This is a genomic window from Nonomuraea sp. NPDC050783, from assembly GCF_040802095.1.
GTDB lineage: Bacteria > Actinomycetota > Actinomycetes > Streptosporangiales > Streptosporangiaceae > Nonomuraea.
In genome coordinates this window covers 108,447-132,570 of record NZ_JBFAHK010000007.1, presented here as the reverse complement: position 1 = coordinate 132,570, position 24,124 = coordinate 108,447, and the positions used below count along the sequence as shown (strand labels likewise).

Below are 24,124 nucleotides of genomic sequence, written 5' to 3'. Positions count from 1 at the left end.
GGGCGGCGGGGTGTTCGAGGTCAGGGAGCTGCGGGGGATCGCGGAGTTCGAGCGGGCCTTCGCGCTGTTCGACGCCATCTGGCACTTCGGGGCCGCCACGCCGCCCGTCACCGTGGAGCTGATGCGGGCGCTGACGCACGCCGGCGGGTACGCGGCCGGCGCGTTCGACGGCGACCGGCTGGTGGGCGCCTCGGTCGGGTTCCTGGCGGCCGGGGGCGCGCTGCACTCGCACGTCACCGGCGCGGCCGAGCCCGGCGCCGGGTACGCGCTCAAGCTGCACCAGCGGCAGTGGGCGCTGGAGCGCGGGCTGGAGCGCGTCACGTGGACCTACGACCCCCTCGTCCGCCGCAACGCCCACTTCAACCTGGCCAAGCTGGGGGCGCGGCCGGTCGCCTATCTGCCGTGCTTCTACGGCGTCATGGAGGACGCCGTCAACCGGGGCGACGAGTCCGACCGGCTGCTGACCGAGTGGCGGCTCACCGCGCCCCCTCCCCCGCCACCCCCCTCTGGGGACGTGGCGGCGGTGGTGGCGCTGGCGGACGTGGGCGGGCGGCCCGTGCCCGGCCCGGCCGACGCCGACACGGTGCTGGTGGCGGTGCCGGCCGACGTCGGGCGGCTGCGCAGGACCGATCCCGGCGCGGCCAGGGCGTGGCGGCACGCCGTCCGGGACGTGCTCGGCGGGCTGATGGCGCAGGGCCGCGCCGTGACAGGCTTCTCCGGCAAGTCCGCCTACATCGTGGAGCGAACCATCGTGGAGAGAACGTGAAGATCACTGGAGTCGAGCTGCGGCGCGTCGCGATGCCGCTGGTGGCGCCGTTCCGTACCTCGTTCGGTACCGAGACCTCCCGGGACGTCCTGCTCGTCCGGGTCGTGACGCCCGACGCCGAGGGCTGGGGCGAGTGCGTGGCGATGGCCGAGCCGCTCTACTCCTCCGAGTACGTGGACGGCGCCGCCGACGTGATCCGCCGCTTCCTGCTGCCCGCCCTGCCGCCCGCCCTGGACGCCCACGCCGTCGGCCGCGCCCTGGCGCCGGTCAAGGGGCACCGCATGGCCAAGGCGGCCCTGGAGACCGCCGTGCTGGACGCGCAGCTCAGGGCGTCGGGCGAGTCGTTCGCCCGGTTCCTGGGCGCCTCCCGCTCCCGAGTGCCGTGCGGGGTGTCGGTGGGCATCATGGACTCGGTCCCGCAGCTCCTCGACGCCGTCGAGGGTTACCTGGACGAGGGGTACGTCCGGATCAAGCTGAAGATCGAGCCCGGCTGGGACGTCGAGCCGGTGCGGGCGGTGCGCGAGCGCTTCGGCGACGACCTGCTGCTCCAGGTCGACGCCAACGCCGCCTACACCCTGGCCGACGCGCCCCGCCTGGCCCGCCTGGACGCCTTCGACCTGCTGCTCATCGAGCAGCCGCTGGCCAACGACGACCTGGTGCAGCACGCCCGGCTGGCCCGGCGGCTGCGCACGCCGATCTGCCTGGACGAGTCGATCGAGTCGGCCGAGCACGCCGCCGCCGCGATCGAGCTGGGCTCCTGCTCGATCGTCAACATCAAGCCGGGCCGGCTCGGCGGCTACCTGGAGGCGCGGCGGGTCCACGACCTGTGCCGGGCGCACGGGGTGGCGGTGTGGTGCGGCGGCATGCTGGAGACCGGCCTCGGCCGCGCGGCGAACGTGGCGCTCGCCGCGCTGCCGGGCTTCACGCTGCCGGGCGACACCTCCGGGTCGCGGCGCTACTACGCGACGGACGTGACCGAGCCGTTCGAGCTGGCCGACGGCCACCTGCGGGTGCCCACCGGCCCGGGCCTCGGCGTCGAGCCGATCCCGGAGGTGCTGGACGAGGTGACCACCGCCACGGAGTGGATCGCCCTCTGAGCGGGGCGGGCGGGCCGCTCAGCCGGTCCTGGGGGTGGCGCGGGCGCCCAGGTGGACGTACGGGGAGCCGTCGGGCAGCTCGTAGAACACGGCGGTGACCCAGCCGGGCGCGCCGTCCGGGCGGCCGGCGAACGTCACCTCGTCCATCGGCACCAGGTCGAACTCCTCGGGCTGCTGGAGGGCGGCCAGCTCGCCGGTGGTCTCCATGCGCAGGCGCAGGCCGCCCGGGCGGGCCGTGACCGTCAGGCAGGCGCCGGCGCGCTCGTACACGCCGGCGTGGCGGGCGGCGTCCACGTCGGGCGGGGTGGCGGGCGGGGCCGGCGCGGGCGGCACGGTGATGCCGTCGAGCTCGGCGAACAGCTCCGCCGCCACGGCCCGGGTGAAGGCGCCCGCGTGGCCGCCGTTGGCGGTGACGCACACGAGGGTGCCGGTGTCCGGTACGGCCCACAACATGGCGTGCTGGCCGATCGTGTTGCCGCCGTGCGAGACCACCCGGTGGCCGTCCCACTCGTCGAGGATCCAGCCGAGGCCCCACTGGCGGCCCAGCGTGTGCGGGTTCGGGATGTCCACCTGCGGCTCCCACAGCGCGGCGGGGTCGGCGAGCAGGCCGCCCTCCAGGTGGGCGCGGGCGAAGGCCACCACGTCGGCGGGGCGGGCGCAGATCAGCCCGGCCGGGCCCATCGCCCGCATGAGCCCCCATCGCGGGGCGGGCACGCCGCCCGCCAGGTGGCCCGTCGCGGCGCGGAAGCGGAGCACGTCCTCGGGCAGCGTCCAGGTGTGGGTGAGGCCGAGCGGTTCGACGACGTCCTCCCTGAGCACGTCGTCCCACCGCTTGCCGGCCAGCCGCTCCAGCATCCGGCCGGCGACCACGAACCCGGAGTTGCAGTAGGACTGGGTGGCGCCGAGCGGGTGGTTCTGGGCCAGGCCGGCGCAGGCGGCGACGTACTTCTCCACGCAGTCGTCGCCGCGGCCGGTGTCGAGGAACAGGTCGCCGTCGATGCCGCTGGTGTGGGTGAGCAGGTGCCGGACGGTGACCGCCGCGCTCACCTCCGGGTCGGCCACCCGGAACTCCGGCAGCACCTCGCGGACCGGCGTGTCCAGGGTGAGCCGGCCGCGCTCGACCTGGAGCACGATGAGGGCGGTGGTCCACAGCTTGGTGATCGAGCCGATCTGGTAGAGGGCGTCCGGGGTCGCCTCGACGCCGGTAGCGGTGTTGAGCGTGCCGGCGGCCAGCTCGCCCGGCGCGCCCCGGTGCAGGTACGCCAGCGCCGCGCCGGGCACCTCGTACTCGGCGATCAGCTCGGCGAGCCGGCGCCGCTCCATCGCTTCAGCCACGCGGGGCTCCTTCCGTTCGGGGGCGGAATATCCGGTTGCGGGGGTGATGCCGATGATCGCACCATGGTCCTCATGTTCCTGCACGCCCGTCCCATGACGCCCGCCGCACCGGCCGGCGCGTCCGGGCGTGCCCGCGGCGGCCTGGAGCGCTGACCTCTTCCCGTGAGTCCGAGGTGACCCGGCGGGGAGAGGTGGTCAGCCCCTGAGGACGGGTCACACGGACACCGGGTTCGAGGAAGGAACCATGGCCAAGCAGGCCTACGTACGGAACAAGCCGCATCTCAACATCGGCACGATGGGTCACGTCGACCACGGCAAGACCACGCTGACCGCCGCCATCACGAAGGTGCTGGCCGAGCGCGGCCAGGCCACGTACACGCCGTTCGAGCGGATCGACCGCACCCCGGAGGAGACCTCCAGGGGCATCACGATCACCATCTCGCACGTCGAGTACGAGACCGCCACCCGCCACTACGCCCACGTGGACATGCCGGGCCACGCCGACTACGTGAAGAACATGATCACGGGCGCGGCGCAGCTCGACGGCGCGATCCTCGTCGTGTCCGCGCACGAGGGCATCATGCCGCAGACCCGCGAGCACGTGCTGCTGGCCCGGCGGGTCGGCGTCGAGCACCTGGTCGTGGCCGTCAACAAGGCCGACGGCGCCGACCCGGAGCTGGCCGACCTGATCGAGCTGGAGCTGCGGGAGCTGCTGGCCGGGCACGGCTACCGGGACGTGCCCATGATCCGGGTGTCCGGGCTGCGGGCGCTGGAGGGCGACCCGGTCTGGACGGCGTCGGTGGAGGCGCTGCTGCGGGCGGTGGACGAGCACGTCCCCGTCCCGGTGCGGTACGTGGACGCGCCGTTCCTCATGCCGGTCGAGAACGTGCTGACGGTCACCGGCCGCGGCACGGTCGTCACCGGCGCCGTCGAGCGCGGCTCGGTACGGGTCGGCGACGCGGTCGAGGCGGTCGGGTTCGGCCGCGGGTTCGGCGCCGTCGTGACCGGCGTGGAGACGTTCGGCAAGACGATGGAGCGGGGCGAGGCCGGCGACAACGCGGCCGTGCTGCTGCGCGGGGTCCGCCGCGAGCAGGTGCGGCGCGGCATGGTGCTGGCCGAGCCGGGCAGCGTGCGCGAGCACGCGTCGTTCACCGCCCGCCTCTACCTCCTGACGCCCGAGGAGGGCGGGCGGCGGCGGCCGGTCGGGTCCGGGTACCGGCCGCAGTTCTACCTGCGGACCACCGACGTGCCCGGCGAGCTGCTCCTGGACGGGCCCGCCCGGCCCGGGGACACCGTCGAGGCGGCGGTCGCGCTGGGGCGGCCGGTCGCGCTGGAGCCGGGGCTCGGGTTCGCGATCCGCGAGGGCGGGCTGACGGTCGGCGCGGGCACGGTCCTCGCCGTGTGAGGCCCGTCCGGGCCCTGGGCCGGGTCCGGGGCCGGGTCCCGCCGCTGTGCGGGGCCCGGCCCGTTCCCGTGCTGGAGGGCCGTTCAGGACGGGGTGAACGTTCAGGACGGGGTGAAGCGGAGGGTGAGCGTCGCGGGGCGGGCGTGCAGGTCGTACCGGGGCAGCGGGCCCGGGCCGCAGGTGGCCGTGCCGATGCCCTGGTGGGCCAGGTCCAGGTACAGGTGGACGCGGTCCCCCGGCACCAGGTCGGGGCGGTGGCGGGCGGCGTCCAGCTCCTCGGTGCCCCAGCGGCGGGCGGTCAGCCCGAAGACCGGGTCGCCGGTGATCCGGAACGGGCCGAGGTCGGCCCAGCGGACGTCGGCGCGGTGCCCGTTCTCCTGCGGGTGCACGTACGGGGTCTGCAACTCGTCGACTGTGGCGCTCCAGCGGCCGACGCGGGCGGCCAGGCCGGTGTCCGGGTACGCCTCGCCGGGGCCGCGCCCGAACCAGGTGACCCGGTCCACGGCGGCGCCGGGGAGGGTCATGGCCAGGCCGAGGCGCGGGAGGGGGTCGCTCCAGTCGCCCTCGGGCTCGATGTCCACGCGCAGGAGCAGGCCGCCGTCCGGCGCGGCCGTCCACCGGTACGTCGCCCGCATCCCGAGGTCCGTGGCGGCGGGAGCGACGCGGGTGCGGACGGTCAGCGTGCCGCCGTCCGGCTCGACGGCGTCCGTGCGGTGGGTGAGGCGGTGCAGGCCCAGGGCACGCCACCGGCCTTCGAGGCCGCCGTAGCGGTCGTTGTCGGTGGGCGCGCGCCACAGGTCGAGGCGCGGGCCGTCCACCTCCAGGCCGGCCAGGCGGACGAGACGGCCGGTCCGCGCGTCGAACGCCGACCCGCCGGGGGCCTCGATCCGGCCGTCCGCGCCGGCGCCGAGCACGACGGTCCGCCCGGCCCCACCGACCCCCGTCCCACCGATCCCGGCCCCGGCGAGGTCGGCACCGGTGGCGTCGGCGCCGTCGATGACGGGGGTGTCGGTGACAGGGGCGTCGAGGGCTGGGGGGTTGGCCGCCGGGGCGTCGGTGGCGGAGGTCTCCGGGGCCGGGGCGTCAAGGGCCGGGGTGTCGAGGACGGGGGCCGGGGGCAGGAGGGTTTGCGCCCAGGCGACCTCGTGGCCCGCCGCCGCCCACGGCTGGTCGGCGGCGAGCAGGGCCCGCACCGTCAGCCAGCGCTCCCCCGCCGGGGCGGCCCCGGCGGCAGCAGCCCCGGCGGCGGCCCCGGCCGAGGCGGCCCCCGCCGGGGCCGGGGGCGTCCGGAGGTCGGGGAGTTCGAGCTCGCCGCCGCCCGGCGGCACCTCCAGCCGGTGCTCGGCGACCGTCTCCCCCTCCACCTCCACGGTGGCCACGAAGCCCAGGTGGGACAGGTCGCGGAAGCCGTACCCGTTGGTGATCCGCACCACGCCGTCCCCGAAGGCGAACCTGACCGGCTCGAACACCTTCTTCAGGTCGAGCAGCCCGGGCGAGGGCACTCGGTCGGGGAAGACGAGCCCGTCGATGACGAAGTTCGCGTCGTGCAGCGGCTCGCCGAAGTCGCCGCCGTAGGCGTACCCGTAGGACGGGTGCGCGATCCCGTGGTCGATCCACTCCCAGACGAACCCGCCCGCCAGCCGCGGATACCGCTCGAACAGCTCCTGGTACTCGGCGAGCCCGCCGGGCCCGTTGCCCATCGCGTGGGCGTACTCGCACTGCAGGAACGGCATCGCGCGCCGCCGCGCGTCCAGCTCCGGGTCGTCCAGGGGGTCCTCAGCGCGCCGGCCGATGGCCTCGACCTCGGCGTGGGAGGCGTACATGCGCGAGTACACGTCCGTGTGGGCGCACGAGCGGTCGCCCTCGTAGTGCAGGGGCCTGGACGGATCCCGGTCGCGGGCCCAGCCGGCCATGACGGCCAGGTTGCGGCCGACGCCGGCCTCGTTGCCGAGGGACCACATGATGACGCTCGGGTGGTTCTTGTCGCGCTCGACCATGCGGCGCATGCGGTCGAGCAGGGCGTCCTCGTAGCGGGGGTCGTCGGTGGGGTTGCCGCGCCAGCCGACCTGGCCGAAGCCGTGCGTCTCCAGGTCGCACTCGTCGATCACCCACAGGCCCAGCTCGTCGCACAGGTCGAGGAAGGCGGGGTGGGGCGGGTAGTGGCTGGTCCGGACGGCGTTGACGTTGTGCCGCTTCATCAGCAGCACGTCCTCGCGCATGGTGTCGTAGGTGACCGCGCGCCCCCGCTCGGGGTGGAACTCGTGCCGGTTGACGCCCTTGAGCAGCAGCGGGCGGCCGTTGGCGAGCAGCACGCCGTCCTCGATGGAGACGGTGCGGAAGCCGACGCGCAGCCGTACCGTCTCCTCGGGGAAGCGGACGACGGCGTCGTACAGGCGGGGTGTCTCGGCCGTCCACGGCTCGGCGTCCACCCGGATCTCGGTGCCCGGCTCCAGCCCGGCGACGCCCAGCTCGGGAAGGTCGAGCAGGCCGCCGGGGCCGTCGAAGCACAGCCGGCCGTCGTGGGTGGCGCGGACGAAGACGTCGGCCGCCGAGCGGGTGAGCGTGACGTCCCGGAAGATGCCGGGCAGCCACCACATGTCCTGGTCCTCCAGGTAGCTGGCGGCCGACCACTGGTGCACCCGCACCGCCAGCACGTTGCGGCCGGGCCGCAGCCACGGGCCGGCGTCGAACTCGGCGGGCAGCCGGCTGCCCGTCCAGAAGCCCAGCTCGTGCCCGTTGAGCCAGACCCGGGCGAGGGAGTCGGCCCCCTCGAACCGCAGCCGGCCGCCGCTCCACCCCTCGGGCAGGTCGAAGACGCGGCGGTGGTCGCCGGTCGGGTTCTCGTCGGGGACGTGCGGCGGGTCGAGGGGGAAGGGGTAGGAGACGTTGGTGTAGGCGGGGGCGCCGTGGCCCCGCAGGTTCCAGTGGGAGGGCACCGGCAGCTCGTCCCAGCCGGTGTCGTCGTAGCCGGGGTCGGCGAAGTCCTCGGGAACGGCGGCGGCCGGTGACAGGCGGAAGCGCCATGTCCCGTTGAGGTCGAGGGCGGGTGCGTCGGAACGGAGGGCCGCCCGGGGCGGGAGCAGTCCGGCGCCGGAGGCGAAGGTCGCGAGATCCATCGTCGTCGAGCCTAGAACGTCGCGACCGTTTTGGGCAGGCGTGAGTCCTCTGTCCGCGGCGCGGGCGGGTCCCGGGCGGGCTGGTCTCGGGCGGGCTGGTCTCGGGCGGGCTGGTCTCAGGCGGGCGGCAGGCCGTAGACGCGGCGGGCGTTCCCGGCGCCGATCATGGTCGCCACGCGCACGGCCTGCTCCAGCGACCACTCCCCGTCGGCCACGAAGGCGCCCAGCACCCGCGCCACGGCCCGCCGCCACAGCTCCGCGCCGAGGTGGTGCAGCTCGGCCGGCCCCCAGGCGTCGGTGGAGAACAGGATCTTCGCGAACGGCGCCACCTCCAGGCTCTCGGCCACCAGCGCGGCGGCCCGCGCCCCGGTGAAGGTGACGCCGAGCCCCACGTCGAAGAAGACGTTCGGGTACGCCTGCGCCAGGAACCCGGCGTGCCGCTGGAACGGGTAGCAGTGCAGCAGCAGCAACGGCACCCCGGTCGGCTCGGCCAGCTCGATCAGCCCGCGCAGCAGCAGCGGGTCGGCGCGGCGCAGATCGACGTCGGGGTCGCCGTAGCCGATGTGGAACTGCAGCGGCAGCCCCCGGTCGAGCCCCGCCCAGATGAGGTGCCGCGCCAGCACGGGATCGTTCAGCCGCCCGCCCGAGGCGAACCAGCGCCCGGCCGCCTCGGCCACCTCCCCGGGAGCGGGCCTGGCCGGGTCGAAGCCGAGGCCGCAGCGGTAGGCGGCGATCGTCTTCAGGCCGCGCGCGCCTCGGGCGCGCTCCCACAGCGCCTCCTCGAACCGGCCCGCGAACGCCGCCGCCTCGCACCCCCCGGCGGCCACCTGCTCGGCCACCGCCTCCAGCCGGACGACCTCGTCGGCGGGCACGCCGCTCGCCTCCGCCATTCCGGACGGGCCCAGCACCTCATCGCCCCGGTAACCGGTCTCGACGAGGAAGTGGCCGATCCCGGAGGCGCCGAGCAGGCGGCGGTTGACCTCCTCCGCGCCGAGCCGGGCGCGGCGGGCCAGGTATTCCTCGGGCGCGCAGTGCGGGCCGAGGCCGAGGACGGGCGCGCAGTGGCGCAGGATGGCGTAACCGGCCTGCGAGTCGAACTGCGTCATCCAGTCGGGCACCGGCCGGTCGGACTCGGTGATCAGCTGCTCGAACGCGCGGCGCGGCAGGTCGCGGGCGGTGGCGCCGTGCACGTGGTGATCGACGAGCGGCAGCTCCGCGACGGCCCGGGCGAGCCCGCCGGGCACCAGACCGGGCACGAGATCGGGCACGGGGTCGGGCACGGGGCCGGTTTCGGCGGACATCGGCGGCTCCTCCCGGTGCGCGGTGACCCGTGCCTGCGGCGGGCGGCACGCTTACCATGAACCGTAACGCCCCCGGAGGTCAGGCGACCGTCACCGGACCGCCACCACGGGGCGTGGCGCCCGGGAGGCGGCATGCGAGACGATCCGCACGTCGTGACACTGGTCGTCCAGGCGCGCAAGGGTGAGCAGGCCGCCTGGGACGCCATCGTCGAACGGTACTCGCCCCTGCTGTGGTCCATCTGCCTGCGCTACCGGCTCAGCCGCGCCGACGCCCTCGACGCGGCGCAGACCGTCTGGCTGCGCCTGGTCGAGCACCTGGACGAGCTGCGCGACCCGGCGGCGCTGCCCGGCTGGATCGCGATGGTCGCGCAGCGCGAGTGCCTGCGCCAGAGCCGCTCGGCGCGCCGCAGGCAGAGCGCCGAGCAGGTGCTGGACGGCGATCTCAAGGACGAGGCGCGCGCGGTGGAGGAGGAGGTGGAGCGCGCCGAGCGGGACCTCGCGCTCCGGGCCGCCCTGTCCCACCTGCCCGAGCGCTGCCGCAGGCTGCTGGCGTGCTTCCTCGGCGACAGCCCGCTGAGCTACCCGCAGATCAGCGAGCGGCTGGGGATGCCGATCGGCGGCATCGGCCCGACGCGCGCCCGCTGCCTGGCCCGGCTCCGCAGCAGCCCGCACCTGAGCGGCTTCACCGGCCAGGGCTGAGCTCGGGGACGGGACCATCACGCGGGATGAGCGGGTGGGACCCAGGCCGTCGTGAGGACCAGCTCCCCGCACGTGCAGCGCAGCCGGAAGGTGCCGGCCGGGGCGGGGCGCAGCGCGAAGCCGCCGTCGGCGCCGATCGGCGCGCTGACCGACGCGCCGCCGGGCGTCTGCCGCTCGACCGTGCCGGCGACCGGCGGCAGCAGCTGCCCGACCAGCGCGTCGGGGGCGACCTCGGCCTCGATCGTGCGCTCGCCGCCCGCGTCGAAGATCAGGACGCGCGCCGCTCCCCGGGTGACCGCCACGAGCCCGCCGTCGCCCGCGGCGTCGTAGGCGGCATCGTAAGCGGATTCGTAGGCGGATTCGTAGGCGGAGTCGTAGACCAGCGCGGCCAGCTCGGCGTCGGTCTCGCGCCAGGCGAAGGCGGCCCTGCCCGCCTCGACGAGCTCGTCCGGCACCGCCGAGGCGGCCCGCGCGGCCTCGCGCAGCGCGGCCAGCAGCCGCTCGTCGTCGGCCCACGGCGAGACGTCCATGCCGCTCGCCTCCTTCCGCGATCGCCCGGCACGCCGACGGCGCGCGCCCCGCCCGCGCCCCCGTCCGCGCCCCGCCATCCTCCTACGGCGGGGACCCGCGCGGGAAGCGGGTCCGCCGGCTCCCGCCGGAGGCCCGGAGGGCGCGCCCGGGATCGCCCGCGCCCTCACCCACCCCGGAGCCGGCCGCCGCGCCGCTGATACCCGCTACGGGGTGAGGACCGGGCCCACGCCCGCCACCGGGACCGCCCCGGCCAGCACGGCGTCCCTGGCGTCCTGCGGGCTGCCCCCGTGCCTGGCCAGGTGCTCGGCGATCAGGCCGGCCACCAGCGGGGCGGCGAACGAGGTGCCGTCCCACCTGCACATGCCGGTGAAGTCCTGGACGGCGGGCGCCTTCGGCGGCTCCTGGTAGGTGTACTGGCCGTGGGCGTAGGCGTTGACCATGCCCTCGCCCAGGGCGTACACGTTCACCCAGTCGCCGTAGTTGCTGAACCAGGCCCGGTGGGCGCCGTCGGGCCCGAGCGCGCCGACCGAGACGGTCCACGGGTAGGCGGCGGGGTAGAAGGGGCGGTCGGTGGAGTCGTTGCCGGCGGCGGCGACCATGACGAGGCCGGGGTGCGCGTCGTGGAACGCCTCGAAGCCGAGCGAGGTGGAGTCGCCGCGCGTGTACAGGCCCGCGGACAGGTTCACCAGGGCCGGGCTCATCCGCGCCAGCGCGTCCAGCCGGGCGACGATCTCGCTCTCGATCTCGCCGCCGGAGCGGCTGAAGTGGTCGGCCACGTACACCTCGGCCTGGGGCGCCATGCAGCGCGCGACCCCGGCGGCGAACGTCCCGTGCCCGGTGAAGGGCGGGATGCGGTGGCGCTTGCCGTCCGGCAGGAGCGGTCCCAGCGCGTCGGGGTCGCCGCGCACCCCGTCGAGCCAGCCGGGCAGGGGGCCTTCCAGCAGGCCGGTGTCGGCCACCCCGAGCAGGACCGGGTGCGCCCCCTCCGCGGGCGGCCGCGGGGCGGGCCACGGCCCGGCCGGGTCCGTGCCGGGCCGCTCGGGCTCGGTGGCCGGGCACAGCCGGGCGATGGACACGATGTGGTCGGGGGTGGCCAGCGGGGGCTCGCCCCGGCGGGCCGGGTCGTCGTCGCCGAGGCGCTCCTCCAGCAGGTCCAGCGCCTCCGGCACGGTGAGCGAGCCGCCCTCGACGCGCTCGATCGACAGCACGGCCAGGTCGCCGAGGGCGGGCCGGTCCTCGCGTACGACGCCGGGCAGCAGCCGGGAGATCTGCTCCATGTTGCGGCCGCGGTTCCTGGTGAGCAGCCGGCCCGCCCGGTAGACGTAGTCCACCCGGCCGCCGGGCGCCAGTGCCGCCTCGACCTGGATGCCGTCCTCGGCGAACGCCCGTTGCACGAGCTGGAACTGAGCGGCGAAGACCTCGTCCATGAGTCGCCCTTTCCTCGTCCGTCCCTACGTCCCTTCATCGGCCGGAGCCTTGCGCCCGGTACGGAGGTCGTCGAAAGTCGTGGGCATGGCTGCCGAGCCGGCGGGGACCGGGAGCGTGACCGACGGGCTGCTCTCCCTCGCGCTGTCGCGCCCGTACGAGGCGCTGGGGCGGGCCCGCGACCTGCTGAGCGACGGCCTGCCGCCCGCGGAGGCGTCGGTCGCGCGGCAGGCCGCCGGCATCGTGCTGCGCGAGTTCGGCGACGCCGCGGCGGCCGTGGCGGAGCTGCGCGCGGCCAGGGACCTGGCGCGGGCCGCGGGCTCGCCGGAGCGGGAGGCCGACGTGCTGGCCACGCTCGGCGTGGCGCTGGTCTTCGCCGGGCGCACGGCCGCCGGCCGCGGTGCGCTCAACGCCGCCGCCCGGAGCGCGGCGGGCCTGCTGCGCGGCCGGATCCTGCTGCGGCGCGGCGGCGTGCTGCTCGCGCTGGGCGAGCACCGCGCGGCGCTGGCCGACCTGAACGCCGCGATCACCGTGCTCCGGCTGGAGGGCGACCTGCTGTGGGAGGCGCGGGCGCGCACCGAGCGGGCGTTCTGCGCCCTCGCGCTCGGCTCCGTCCGGTCGGCGGCCGGCGACCTGCGCAGGGCCGAGGAGTTGTTCCGTCGCACCGGGCAGGAGCTGGAGTCCGTGGACGCCGTCGTGCACCGCGGCGTGCTCGCGCAGCGCATCGGCGACCTGCCCGCGGCGCTGTCCTGCTTCGACGCCGCCGCCGAGCGGTTCGCCGGGCTCGGCGCCACGGACCCGGCGCTGAGCCTGCACCGCTGCGCGGCGCTGCTGGCGGGCGGGCTGAGCGAGGAGGCGCTGGAGGAGGCCGACGCCGCCATCCAGCGGCTGGAGCTGGTGCGGGGCTCCCCGCTGAAGCGGGCCGAGCTGCTTCTGCGCGCCGCCGAGTGCGCGCTGGCCGCCTCCTCCCCCGAGGTCGCCCTCGACCGGGCCCGCGCCGCCGCCCGGCTCTTCGAGCGGCAGCGGCGGCCCTGGTGGCGCGCGCACGCCCGGCTGGTGATGGCGCAGGCCCGCTTCGCCGCGGGCCCGCCGGGCGAGGCCCTGCTCGCGGACGCCGCCGGGTGCGTGCGCGAGCTGGCCGCGCTGTCCTCGCCCGCCCTGCCGCTGAGCCGGCTGGTCGCCGGGCGGATCGCCCTGGCGCTGGGCCGGGCCGGGGAGGCGGAGGAGCACCTCGGCGGGGCGGCCGAGGCGCGGCGCAGGGGCCCGGCGCTGTCGCGCATCACCGGCTGGCTGGCCGAGGCGCTGCGGGCCGAGGCGGCCGGCGACCCGCGCCGGCTCCTGCGCGCCTGCCGGCGCGGGCTGCTCCTCATCGACGAGCACCGGGCCTCGCTGGGCTCGTCGGAGCTGCGGGCGCGGGCCGCCGCGCACGGCGCGGACCTGGCCAGGCTGGCCCAGCGGTACGCGCTGCGGGCCGGCCGGCCGCGGCTGCTGCTGGCCTGGAGCGAGCGGTGGCGGGCCGGCGCGCTGGCCGTCCCGCCGGTGCGCCCGCCCGACGACGAGGACCTGCAGGCCGACCTGGCCGCCATGCGGATGGTGACCAGCCGGCTGGCCGAGGCGCAGACCCGGGGGCTGCCGGCCGCCGCGCTGCGGCGCGAGCAGCTACGGCTGGAGCGGGCGGCCAGGGCGCGCACGCGGCACGCGCACGGCGGCGACCGGGCGGCGCCGTCCTCCCTGGACCTGCGGGAGCTGCGCGCGGAGCTGGGCGGGCGGCTCCTGGTGGAGCCGGCCGAGGTGGACGGGCGGCTGCACGTCCTGCTGTGCGGCGGCACCGGCCCGGTACGCAGGATCGAGGCGGGCCGCGTCGAGGAGGCGGACCGGCAGGTGGACGTCGTGCGCTTCGCCCTGGCCAGGCTGGCGCACGGGCGCTCGACGCTGACGCCCGCGCAGCTTCTCGGCCATCTCGACGCCGCCGGCCGGACGCTGGAGCGGCTGCTGCTCGGGAAGGCGGCCACGCTGCTCGGCGACCGCGAGGTGGTGATCGTGCCGCCGGGCCGCCTGCACGCCGTGCCCTGGGCGCTGCTGCCGTGCCTGCGGGAGCGGGTGGTGAGCGTGGCGCCGTCGGCGGCGTTCTGGCTGCGGGCGCGCCGGGCGGCCGGCGAGGGGACGGGCGTGGCGCTCGTCCGCGGCCCCGGCCTGTCCTCCTGCGGCGCCGAGGTGACCCGGCTCGCCGCGGAACTCGGCGCGGAGAGCGGAGGCGGCGGGAAGAGCGGGAACGGCGCGGAAAGCGGGAACGGCGCGGAAAGCGGAGGCGGCGCGGAAAGCGGAGGCGGCGCGGAGAGCGGAGGCGGCGCGGAAAGCGGGAGCGGAAGCGGTGGGCCGGTGGTGCTCGGTGGGGGGACCGCGACCGTCGCGCGGGTGCTGGCGGCGATGGACGGGGCGCGGCTGGCGCACATCGCCGCCCACGGCGTCTTCCGCGCCGACAGCCCGCTGCTGTCCTCGCTGCGCGTGGACGACGGCCCGCTGACCGTCTACGACCTCGAACGCCTGCGCCGGGCGCCCCGGCAGGTGGTGCTGTCGAGCTGCGACTCCGGCCGGACCTGCGCGGCCGGCGGTGACGAGCTGCTGGGCCTGGCCGTCTCCCTCATGCAGCTCGGCACGACCGGCATCGTGGCGAGCGTGGTCCCGGTCAACGACGCCGCGGTCGTGCCGCTGATGCTCGCCCTGCACCGCGGGCTGCGGGCCGGGGCGAGCCTGCCGGCCGCGCTGCGCGACGCCCGGCGGGCCGCCGGCGGGGATCCCGTCGCGACGGCCACCGGGCTGTCCTTCCTCTGCCTGGGCGCGGGCTGACGCCGGCTCCGACGGGCTCACGCCGGGCCCGGCGGGGACGTGGGGTCCCCGCCGGGCCGGTGCTCAGGCGGCGGCCCTGGCGGTGAGGGCGACCGTGGCCTGGCGGGTGACGCCGCTGACCGTGACGGCGACGGTCACCTGGCCCGCGCGCAGGGCGGTCAGCGTCCCGGTGCCGGGGTCGAGGACGGCCACGTGCCACGGCTTGGCGGTGCCGCGCGTCCCGACGTGCAGGTTCGGCGAGCCGGACCAGGACGCCGAGACCGGGTAGGCGACCGGCACCGTCCGCGTGCCCTGCCTGACCGCGGCCGTCACCCGGGCGGGTGCGCCGACCGCGACGAACGCGGGAGCGGTGAGGGCGAGCTCGTCCACGTGCGGCCGGACCTGGGTGCCGATCCAGGCCGGCGCGTCGACGAACCAGTTGCGCCGCACCTGCTCGGCCTCGGCCCGGGTGACCGGGTCCACCCCCCACAGGGACCAGCCGGTGAACCCGCCGTCGTCGGCGGAGGTGGCCGGGTTCTTGCCGGAGTTGCCGTTGATGAAGTACGGCACCGCGTCCACGTGCTCGGCGTGGAAGGTGCCCACGTGCGCCCCGATGTAGGCGGCGCCCTTTCCGGTCTCGCGCTGGAAGTCGGCCAGCCAGCCCTCGACCAGCGCGGCCTCCTTGCGGTCGCCGAGCTGGCTGCCCTTGCCGGGCGTGGGGTCGCGCGGCGGCACGTGGAACAGCACCGCGACCGAGCCGACGGAGCCGTCCTTCGCCGCCTTGTCCAGCTCGGAGCGGAGCATCGCGACCTGGTCGTAGCCGCCGCCCCGCAGGGTCAGCCTGGAGGTGTCCAGGGTGACGAAGCGGGTGCCCTTGTGGTCGAAGGTCCGGTGGGTGTCGCCGAAGGCGCTGGTGAAGTTGGCGATGTCGCCGCCCATCACCTCGTGGTTGCCGGGCACGTAGAAGTAGGGCAGCGTACCGCCCAGCTCCTCGTCGAGCACCCGTTTGGCCAGCGCGAAGTCCGCCGGCGACGCCTCGTCCACCAGGTCGCCGTTGATGACGAGGAAGTCGGGGCGGGCCGCCTTGATCTCGCGCAGCGTGCGGCGGGCGTTGGCGACGATGTCACTGTCCGGGTCGCGGGCCACGAACTGGGCGTCCGACATGACCGCGAAGCGCCAGGGCATCTCCGCCACCGACGCCCTGACCACCGGGTCGGCGACCCTGGGCGCGGCGGGCGCGGACACCGACGGCGGTACCTTGGCCGCCAGGCCGTCGACGAGGATCTCGTTGGTGTACCTGGCGTCGGCCCTGGTCTCGGCGACGTAGAAGCGCCGCAGCTTGAGCGGGTAGTTGACGCCCGGGGGCACGGTGAACTCGACGTACTTCCAGCCGGTCCACGTCAGGTACGGCCCGCGCAGGATCTGCGACTGGCCGAGCGCGTCGTAGAACTCCAGGCTCGGCCACTCGCCCTTGCCGGTGGAGTTGATCCACAGGCCGAACGCCTGCGGCTGCCCGTCGATCACGATCTGCTGGGGCGGGCTGGCGTAGGCGGCGCGGGTGGCGGTGGAGGTGGTGAAGTCGTAGGACAGCTTGAGCCCGCCGCCGCTCTGGCCGGGGGCGGCCGACAGGGAGCCGGTGGCGCGGGCGGCGGCGAACGTCCACTGGGCGGCGTTCTCGAAGTCGGCGACCGGTTTCTCCTCGAACCCGACGGTCACCGGCACCGCGGTGCTGATCGTGCCGACCTTGGCGGTGACGAGCCCCGAGCCGGTGGCCCGCTTGGCCTTGACGGTGAAGTAACCGTGCTCGGCCGAGGTGACCTCCAGCAGGTCGCGGTCGTAGTCGAGGGTGAGGTCGGCGGGCTCGACGGGCGCGGAGTTGCCGTTGCGGTCGTAGCCGACGACGCCGAAGGTGGCGGTGCCGTCCGCGCCGGGGATGCCGAGCCGGTCGGCCGTGGTGCCGAGCCGCCGCAGCGGCTGGAGCACGGTCAGCTCGATGCTGCCCTTGGCGGCGCCGCGCGAGGCGGTGACGGTGGTCTGGCCGGGCACGAGGGCGTGGAACCTGCCGTCGCGGACGACGCCGTGCACGGCCGGGCTGGAGCGCCAGGACGGCGTGCCGGCGGCGGGGCCGTAGGTCTCGTCGTAGCCGGCGGCGGTCAGCCTGCGGGTGAGGCCGGGGAAGACGCGGTCGGGGCGGCCGCCGGCGACGGGGCCGACGCCGGGCGCCCTGGCCGGGTCGCTCGCGGTCTCCAGCCAGAAGCCCTTGAGCGTGCCGCTGCCCTTGGGGGCGTACAGGGCCAGGCCGTTGGGGACGTGCCGCTCGCCGCCGTCGGAGGGACTGTTCTCGACCTGCACCTCGGCGGAGCCGGGCTCGCGGGCGAGCAGGGTGGAGGAGCCGCCGCCGTCGAGGTTGAGCGCGTTGGCGGCGCCGAGGTCGGCCATCATGGCGGCCAGCTCGTTGAGCGTGACGCCGCGGCTGTCGGCCTGGCGGCCGTCCACGGTCAGCAGGTACATCTTCCTGCCGTCGGCGGAGAAGCCGACCGCGGTGCGCGGGTGGGCGGCCGGGTCGGTGGAGTTCTGCACCACGCCGTCCTTGAGCAGCACCCAGTTGCCGCCCACGGCGGCCTTGACGGCGCCGCCGTCGGAGGGCTTGGGCTGGTAGGCGACGTCCACGCGGTCGCCGGGCTTGAGCGCGGCCACGGCGGCGGCCCCGGCGTCGCGGCCGAGCAGGATCGTGGTTCCGGCCGGGATGGGGCCGGTGCCGGCGGCGGCGCGCACCTCGGTGACGGCGCCGTCCACGAGGACGGCCTCGGCGACGGCCGTGGCGCCCTCGACGGCCCGGGCCCGGGTGTAGGAGCCCCACAGCGGGGTGAACAGGCCGACCCCGTCGCGCTGCACGATCTGGTTGAACTGGGTGAGCGCGATCGGCGTGCCGCCGGCGGGGGTGGCCTTGCCCTCGAAGTACATCTTGAGCACCCGGCCGACGCCGTCGCCGGTGATCGCGACCGCGTTCTCGTGCCCGGCGACGGGCGACTGGACGAGCGCGCCGTCCTGCACGCCGATGCCCTGGGCGGCGCCGGAGTTGTTGATGTCGAAGAAGTCACCGTTGACGGCGGCGACGGCCCGCGAGCGGTTGGCGGGGCCGGACAGCGGCTCGGTCTTCGTCACCTCGCCGGAGTAGACGTAGTCGGCCCGGGCGCCGCCGGAGCCGCCGAGTTCGGCGGTCAGGGCGTCGGCGCGCAGCCAGCCGAGCGCGTCGTAGGTGTCGAACGAGGTCAGCGAGATCCCGGGCGCGACCGGCCGGGTGCGCTTGGCGGTCTCCAGCCGCTGCCGCCCGGCGGCGGCGGCCGGGGCCAGCAGCGTGGACGGCGGCGGGTAGGACGACGCCTGGAGCGCGTCCTCTGCGGGTGGTGCCGGGTCGGCCTGCGCGGGCGCGGCGGTCAGGCCCAGAGGGGCTAACGCGAGCGCGGCGGCGGCCAGCATTCGGAGGGTCTGCACGACCGAACTCAATCGCTCACGGATATAACTTTCAAGACTGAGGGGTGAACTAAAAGAAAATTTCAGGGCCTTCGACGGTCCGGCGGGCGCTCACACCACCATCTTGATCCGCACCAGGCGGTTGAAGGCGGCGTCGTAGGAGGGTTCGAGCCAGTAGTCGGAGTGCCAGCGGATCTCCGGCAGCGGCTCGCCCGGCGCGGGCCGGCGCGGGTCCCAGCAGAAGCGGTCCAGCGGATCGCCGCCGGCGGGCCTGTGCGCGCCCCCGGCGGCGAACGGGTCCTCGCGGCGGAAGATCGGGCCGCCGATGGGGTCGCTCAGCCGGTACAGGTTGTACCAGGGAACCGCGGTCCGCACGGCCGCCAGCCCTTCCCTGCCGAACCAGGCGGGGAAGAAGGCCGTGTACAGGCGGCGCAGCGGCGAGCCGTGGGTGAGCAGCGCGACCCGCCGCCGCAGCTCCGGCCGGAGCTGCAGCACCAGCGCGGCGGCGATGACGCAGCCCTGGCTGTGCCCCGACACGATCACCTGGTCCCGGTCGGTGCGGGCGAGCCGGCCGATCCGGGCGACCAGCTCGGGGACGACCCGCTCGGCGTAGCAGGGCGGGCCGAGGGGGTGGACGGCGCGCGGCCAGAAGGTGGAGATGTCCCACAGGATGCCGACCGTCCTGCGCAGCCGGGAGTCCCCGTACGTGCGCCGCCCGAGCAGCACCAGCGCGGCCCCGACGACGGCCAGCGCCCAGCTCCCGATCGCGGCGAGCAGCCCGGTGACCCCGCCGACCGGGGTGAAGAGCCCGAGCAGGCGGATCGCGCTCACCGCCGCGAACCCGGCCACCCCGACGCCGGTGAGCAGGCCGATCACGAGCCCGATGCGGTCGGTGAGCGCGGCCAGGCTCCAGGCGCGGGCGACCTCCGGGGCGTGGCGCCGGCCGTAGTAGTGGGCCAGGCGGGGTTCGAGCCGGGCGGCCTCGGCCCGGCGGACGCACCAGAGGACGACGGCCGCGCCGAGCGCGCCGAACACCGTCACGGGCACCAGGACGGCCGTCCACCAGACGGCGTCGCCGAGGTAGAGCGTGGCGGCCGACGGCTCGGGCTCGGCGAGCGCGGCCGGCTCGCCGAGGTAGCCGGCGGTCCAGAACAGCAGGCCGAGCGCGAGGACGTTCGCCGTGCCCATGGCGATCATGAGCGCGGCCCAGCCGGCCAGCCCGCCCAGCGCCGGCCGCCACGCCGGGTCGCGCGGGCGGTCCATCGCGGCGAGCACGCCGATGGCGAGCAGGAGGAACAGCCCGACGCCGCTCGTGAGCAGGTATTGGAGGTTCCCGGCGCCGACGCCGGGAAGCTGCCGCCCAGGGGCGCCCGGCCCCAGCCCTCTCAGGGCGGCCCAGCCGGTGGCGGCCACCGTCAGCATCGCCGCCACCCACAGGAGCCGGCACGACCAGGCGAGCCACGCCGGGCAGTCGGGCCCGGCGTGCGGGTCCAGCCGCCGGGCGATCCACGGCAGCAGGACGAGCACGGCGGCGGCGACCTGGACGGCGGCGTTGGCGACGGTCAGCACGAGCCCGGTCCGGGCGCCGGTGAACGGCCCGGCCACCGCCAGCCCGATCGAGGCGGCCGCGAAGGACACGTGCACGACGCGCAGCCGCCACACGGGCGCGCCGCCGCGCCACAGCCGCGGCCGGGCCAGCGGCAGCCCGCCGTAGGGGCCGCCGGAATGCCCGGCCTCGGGCGGGACGGGGGTGCGCTCGTCGCGCCGCCAGGTGCGCCGTCCCAGCCATCCCAGCAGCCCGACGACCAGCAGCGGCGCGAGCGCGGTGACGGCCAGCCGGCGGGACGGCTCGCCGCCCCACGTCCCGGCCAGCCAGCGCGCCCAGGCCGGCGCGCCGCCCAGGGTGCAGGCCCGGCCGGGGGCGGTGCACTGCCAGCCGAGCAGGTCGACGCCGGCCCGGGTGACCGCGCCGACCAGCGAGCCGGTCAGCAGCAGCGCGAACAGCCGCAGGGCGGCCTCGGCCAGGCGCCGCAGCCACCGGCCGCGCGGCGGCCGGGGCAGCATGTAGTAGGTCAGGTTGACCAGCGTGAACGGCAGCAGCGGCAGCCACAGCGCGAGGGCCCGGGCGCCGGAGGTGAGCCCGCCCCACGCGTACGCCTCCCGGCGGCGCACGCCCGGCACGTCCGCGTCGCGTCCGGCCGGCCGGCCCTCGGGCCACCAGCGGCGGTAGAAACCGGTCGTGTCGTCGCCGGCGACCCGTCGCGGGCAGGGGTGGTTCAGGGTGAAGTGCGGAGGCGTGCCGGACACACCGTGCACGCGTAGCTCGGTCAGGCCGCCATAGGTCTCGTCAAGGAAGCCGTCCATGAGGTCAGCATCCTGTACTGCTACTATTACGTACAGTGACTTCTTCATGACGTTATGCAATCGAGGTGCGCGCCCGCCGCCCCGGCCTTGCGTCCGGCTCAGGCGAGTGCCGCGTAGGCGCCCTCGCGCTCCATCAGCTCCTCGTGGGTGCCGACCTCGGCGATGCGGCCCTCGTGCATGACCACGATGCGGTCGGCGTTCCTGATCGTGGACAGGCGGTGGGCGACGACGAAGACGGTGCGGCCGCGCACCAGGCGGGCCAGGGCCTGCTGGATGAGCCGTTCCGAGCGGGTGTCCAGGGCGGAGGTGGCCTCGTCCAGGACGAGCACGCGCGGGTCGCGGATGAGGGCGCGGGCGATCGCCAGGCGCTGGCGCTGGCCGCCGGACAGCCGCGCGCCGCGCTCCCCCACGACCGTGTCGAGGCCGCCGGGCAGCCGGTCGACGAACTCCAGGGCGTTGGCGTCGCGCAGCGCCTGCCGCACCCGCTCGTCGGTGACCTCGCTCATGCCGTAGGTGACGTTCTCCCGGATGCTGCCCTCGAACAGGATCGACTCCTGCGGCACCACCGACAGGAAGCGGCGGTAGCCGCGCAGGTCCAGCTCCTCCATGTCGCGGCCGTCGAGCAGGATGCGGCCGGCGGTGGGGCGCAGGAAGCCGATGACGAGGTTGAGGATCGTGGACTTGCCCGCGCCGGAGGCGCCGACCAGCGCGATCGTCTCGCCGGGCCGGACCTTCAGGCTGAAGTCGCGCACCGCCGCGCCGTCCGGCCCGTAGGAGAAGGTCACGTCCTGGAAGTCGACCTCGCCGCGCACGGCGGTCACCTCGGCCTTGCCCGCGTTCTGCTCCAGGTCGGGCGCCTGCAGGACCTCGCCGATGGAGCGCACCGACGCCAGCCCCTTGCTGATGACGGGGGTGAGGCCGAGCAGCGCGGTCACGGCGGAGGTCAGGGTGGTGAAGAACGTCGTCAGCATGACCACGTCGCCCGCGGTGATCGGCAGCACCTGGTAGTAGGCGACCAGCGCGGAGCCGGCCAGGAAGGTCACGCCGAGCGAGTTGAGCACGATCCAGGCCGTCGCGCCGAAGCGGCCGTTGAGCAGGTCCAGGCGCAGGCCCTTGCGCAGCACGCGGGTGAGGGTCCCGTCCACGCGGTGCAGGGCGTCCTGCTCCAGGCCGTGGGCGCGGGTGATGGGGATGAGCGTGGTCATCTCGCTGACCCGGCTGGACAGGTGCTCGACCTCGCGGCGGAAGCTCTCGTTGTCCTCGCGCAGGCGGTGGCGCAGCCGTACGACGAGCAGCGCGGCGGCCGGCACGACGACCAGGAACACCGGGATCGCCCACGGCACCCGGAAGGCGATCACCACCAGGCCGCCGGCGAGCTGGGCCAGCGCGCTCAGGCCCATGTCGCTCGCCTGCTGGGTGCTCTGCTCGACGCTCTCGACGTCGCGGATGACCTTGGTCTGGAGCACGGCGGCGCTGACCCGGGAGTGGTAGCCGATGGACAACTGCTGCATGCGGCGGCACAGGGCCGAGCGCAGGCCGGTGCCGACGCGGCGGATGGCGCCGTGCAGGCAGCGCACGTACAGCAGGTGGAAGGGGAGGTTGAGCAGGAGCAGGGTGAACAGGACGGCGGCGTTGAGCCAGAGCTGCCCGACCGGGCCGTGGCCGACCACGACGTCGATGACGTTGGCGGTGATGAGCGGCAGGAGCCAGGTGGGGCTGTGCTTGATCATGAAGGCGAGGACGGCCACGGCGAGCCGCCCGCGGTCCTGGCGGAAGAGGTAGGCGAGGGTGCGGACGGGATGCTCGCCGCGATATTGATGATCCAGAGCGGTGATCACTTATCCCCCAATACGGCCGAAAACCGCTCAACATCATCTCTTGTGGAAGATTTCTGCCGCATGTCGGGGCATCTCCGGATCAGGGCACCGCCGGCTACGCCTTCGTGGCCCCCGCTGTGAGCCCGGTGACGAGATGCCGCTGGACCAGCAGGAACACGGCCCCGGCCGGGATCGCGATGAGCACCGCCGAGGCCGTCATCAGCCCCCAGTCCGACCAGTGCTGGCCGATGAACTGCTGCAGGCCGACGCCCAGCGTGCGCTTGTCCTCCTGCGACATGAACACCGTGGCGTAGCCGACCTCGCCCCAGGCGGTCATGAAGCAGTAGAACGCGGTCACCGCGATGCCCGGCCGGGCCAGCGGCAGCACCACCCGCCGGAACACCCCGAACGGGGTCAGCCCGTCCACCAGCCCCGCCTGGTCGATCTCGATCGGCACGGTGTCGAAGTAGCTCTTCATCATCCAGGCGCAGAACGGCACCGCGATCGTCATGTACGCGATGACCAGCCCCGGGATCTGGTTGAGCAGCCCGAGCCCGGCCATCAGGTTGTACAGCGGGACGATGAGGATCGCCACCGGGAACATCTGCGTGACCAGCAGCAGCCACATCACGCCCCGGTGGCCGGGGAAGCGGAAGCGGCTGACCGCGTACCCGGTGGTGGCCGCCAGGAACACCCCGGCGACCATGGTGAGCCCGGCGGTCAGCACGCTGTTGAGCAGCCAGCGCGGGAACTCGGTGGCGGTCAGCACCCGCGCGTAGTTGTCCAGCGAGGAGCCGTCGAACAGGCGCAGCTCGCTCGACAGCCAGCCGTCGCGCGGCTTGAGCGAGGTCAGCACCAGCCACACCACCGGGAACAGGCTGATCGCCACCGCGATCAGCAGGCCCGCGTGCAGGCCGAAGGAGGCGAGGGGCCCGCGCTCGCCGCGCGGGCGGTACGTGCTCACCAGGGGTCTCCTTGCGAACGCAGGGTCCTGCGGTAGCCGACGGCCAGCACGACCAGCATGAGCAGGATGATCACACCCCAGGCCGCCGAGCCGGAGTAGTCGCGCACGCCGGTGAACGCCTCGCGGAAGGCGTAGGTGACCAGGATCTCGGTCTCGCTGCCCGGGCCGCCGCGGGTGACCAGGAAGATGATGGGGAACATGTTGAACGTCCAGATGGTGCCCAGCAGGATCACCGTGGACGACACCTGGCGCAGCCCCGGCAGGGTGATCGCGCGGAAGCGCTGCCAGGGCCCGGCCCCGTCCACCTCGGCCGCCTCGTACAGCTCGGCCGGGATCGACTGCAGGCCGCCCAGCAGGGCCACCATCATGAACGGCACGCCGATCCACACGTTCACCGCGATGACCGCGATCCGCGCGGTCGCGGGCTCGTCCAGCCAGCCGACCGGGCCCAGCCCGGCCAGCTCGAGCATGCCGTTGATCACGCCGTAGTCGCTGTTGTAGAGGTAGCGCCAGATGAAGGCGGCCACGAACGCCGGCACCGCCCACGGCAGGATCAGCAGCACCCGGTAGACCGAGCGGAAGCGCAGCCTCCTGTTGAGCATGACGGCGAGGGCCAGGCCGATGCCGTAGTGGGCGGCCACGCAGACCACCGTCCAGATCACCGTCCAGGTGAGCTTGTCCCAGAACAGGCCGCTGGTCAGGATCCGCAGGTAGTTGTCCAGGCCGACGAACTCGTAGGTGGACGGGATGACGTTCACGCCGATGGTGCGGCCGATGTTGGCCTCGTTGGCGTCGGTCAGCGACAGGTACACCCCGCGCGCCAGCGGCCAGCCGATCAGCACCAGCATCACGACCAGCACCGGCGCGACCATCGCCCAGGCGTACCAGTGGGCGGCGAACGAGCGGCGCAGCCGGCCTGGCCGCTCGCGGCGGCGGCCCGGCCCGCGGGAGCCGCCGGCTCCCTGGCCCGCGGCCGCCGCGCTCCTGGTGGAGACCGTCACCGG

The 24,124-nt window shown here is 75.3% G+C and carries 15 protein-coding genes; 5 read left to right on the top strand and 10 right to left on the bottom strand.

All coding sequences use genetic code 11. From position 1 onward, the window contains the following. Positions 1-10 precede the first annotated feature (10 nt). Together AB0H75_RS20810 and menC are read left to right on the top strand one after the other, a co-directional pair. Positions 11-766, top strand: coding sequence for a GNAT family N-acetyltransferase (locus AB0H75_RS20810; RefSeq protein ID WP_367798424.1), 756 nt, complete (start codon positions 11-13; stop codon positions 764-766). Further along, complete coding sequence (menC, locus tag AB0H75_RS20805; RefSeq protein ID WP_367798422.1) at positions 763-1,863, top strand: o-succinylbenzoate synthase; 1,101 nt, start codon at positions 763-765, stop codon at positions 1,861-1,863. Before AB0H75_RS20810 ends, menC begins: the two co-directional genes overlap by 4 nt. An 18-nt stretch (positions 1,864-1,881) precedes the next feature. On the opposite strand, the gene AB0H75_RS20800 is transcribed toward menC, so the two are convergent. After that, positions 1,882-3,198 carry a serine hydrolase domain-containing protein gene (locus AB0H75_RS20800; RefSeq protein WP_367798420.1) on the bottom strand — a complete coding sequence of 439 codons (1,317 nt, stop codon included), beginning with the start codon at positions 3,196-3,198 and terminating at the stop codon, positions 1,882-1,884. Positions 3,199-3,442: 244 nt separating this feature from the next. Between AB0H75_RS20800 and tuf the strand changes: the two genes are divergently transcribed. Beyond that, positions 3,443-4,603: an elongation factor Tu gene (gene tuf, locus AB0H75_RS20795; protein WP_367798418.1), complete on the top strand. Its 1,161-nt coding sequence runs from the start codon at positions 3,443-3,445 to the stop codon at positions 4,601-4,603. A gap of 101 nt (positions 4,604-4,704) precedes the next feature. Here the strand turns inward: tuf and AB0H75_RS20790 are convergent, their stop codons facing one another. Then, a complete protein-coding gene (locus AB0H75_RS20790) occupies positions 4,705-7,719 on the bottom strand; it encodes a glycoside hydrolase family 2 TIM barrel-domain containing protein (protein ID WP_367798416.1) in 3,015 nt (1,004 codons plus the stop codon). A gap of 116 nt (positions 7,720-7,835) precedes the next feature. After that, positions 7,836-9,020 carry an amidohydrolase family protein gene (locus AB0H75_RS20785; RefSeq protein ID WP_367798414.1) on the bottom strand — a complete coding sequence of 395 codons (1,185 nt, stop codon included), beginning with the start codon at positions 9,018-9,020 and terminating at the stop codon, positions 7,836-7,838. A gap of 132 nt (positions 9,021-9,152) precedes the next feature. Between AB0H75_RS20785 and AB0H75_RS20780 the strand changes: the two genes are divergently transcribed. Continuing rightward, positions 9,153-9,719, top strand: coding sequence for an RNA polymerase sigma factor (locus tag AB0H75_RS20780; RefSeq protein ID WP_367798411.1), 567 nt, complete (start codon positions 9,153-9,155; stop codon positions 9,717-9,719). Between the two features lie 17 nt (positions 9,720-9,736). Here the strand turns inward: AB0H75_RS20780 and AB0H75_RS20775 are convergent, their stop codons facing one another. Further along, on the bottom strand, positions 9,737-10,249 hold the full coding sequence (locus AB0H75_RS20775) for a hypothetical protein (RefSeq protein WP_367798409.1): 513 nt from the start codon (positions 10,247-10,249) through the stop codon (positions 9,737-9,739). Between the two features lie 204 nt (positions 10,250-10,453). Then, complete coding sequence (locus AB0H75_RS20770; protein WP_367798407.1) at positions 10,454-11,677, bottom strand: S8 family serine peptidase; 1,224 nt, start codon at positions 11,675-11,677, stop codon at positions 10,454-10,456. Between the two features lie 85 nt (positions 11,678-11,762). Between AB0H75_RS20770 and AB0H75_RS20765 the strand changes: the two genes are divergently transcribed. Further along, entirely contained in the window at positions 11,763-14,522 is a 2,760-nt protein-coding gene (locus tag AB0H75_RS20765) for a CHAT domain-containing protein (protein WP_367798405.1), read from the top strand. A gap of 63 nt (positions 14,523-14,585) precedes the next feature. On the opposite strand, the gene AB0H75_RS20760 is transcribed toward AB0H75_RS20765, so the two are convergent. The 5 genes from AB0H75_RS20760 to AB0H75_RS20740 form a co-directional block, all read right to left on the bottom strand. Next, entirely contained in the window at positions 14,586-17,996 is a 3,411-nt protein-coding gene (locus AB0H75_RS20760; RefSeq protein WP_367798403.1) for a phosphodiester glycosidase family protein, read from the bottom strand. Between the two features lie 90 nt (positions 17,997-18,086). Continuing rightward, a complete protein-coding gene (locus tag AB0H75_RS20755) occupies positions 18,087-20,339 on the bottom strand; it encodes a hypothetical protein (RefSeq protein WP_367798401.1) in 2,253 nt (750 codons plus the stop codon). 98 nt (positions 20,340-20,437) lie between these two features. After that, positions 20,438-22,177, bottom strand: coding sequence for an ABC transporter ATP-binding protein (locus tag AB0H75_RS20750; protein WP_367798399.1), 1,740 nt, complete (start codon positions 22,175-22,177; stop codon positions 20,438-20,440). Positions 22,178-22,271: 94 nt separating this feature from the next. Beyond that, on the bottom strand, positions 22,272-23,120 hold the full coding sequence (locus AB0H75_RS20745) for a sugar ABC transporter permease (RefSeq protein ID WP_367798397.1): 849 nt from the start codon (positions 23,118-23,120) through the stop codon (positions 22,272-22,274). After that, positions 23,117-24,121, bottom strand: coding sequence for a carbohydrate ABC transporter permease (locus AB0H75_RS20740; RefSeq protein ID WP_367798395.1), 1,005 nt, complete (start codon positions 24,119-24,121; stop codon positions 23,117-23,119). Before AB0H75_RS20740 ends, AB0H75_RS20745 begins: the two co-directional genes overlap by 4 nt. Positions 24,122-24,124 lie beyond the last annotated feature (3 nt).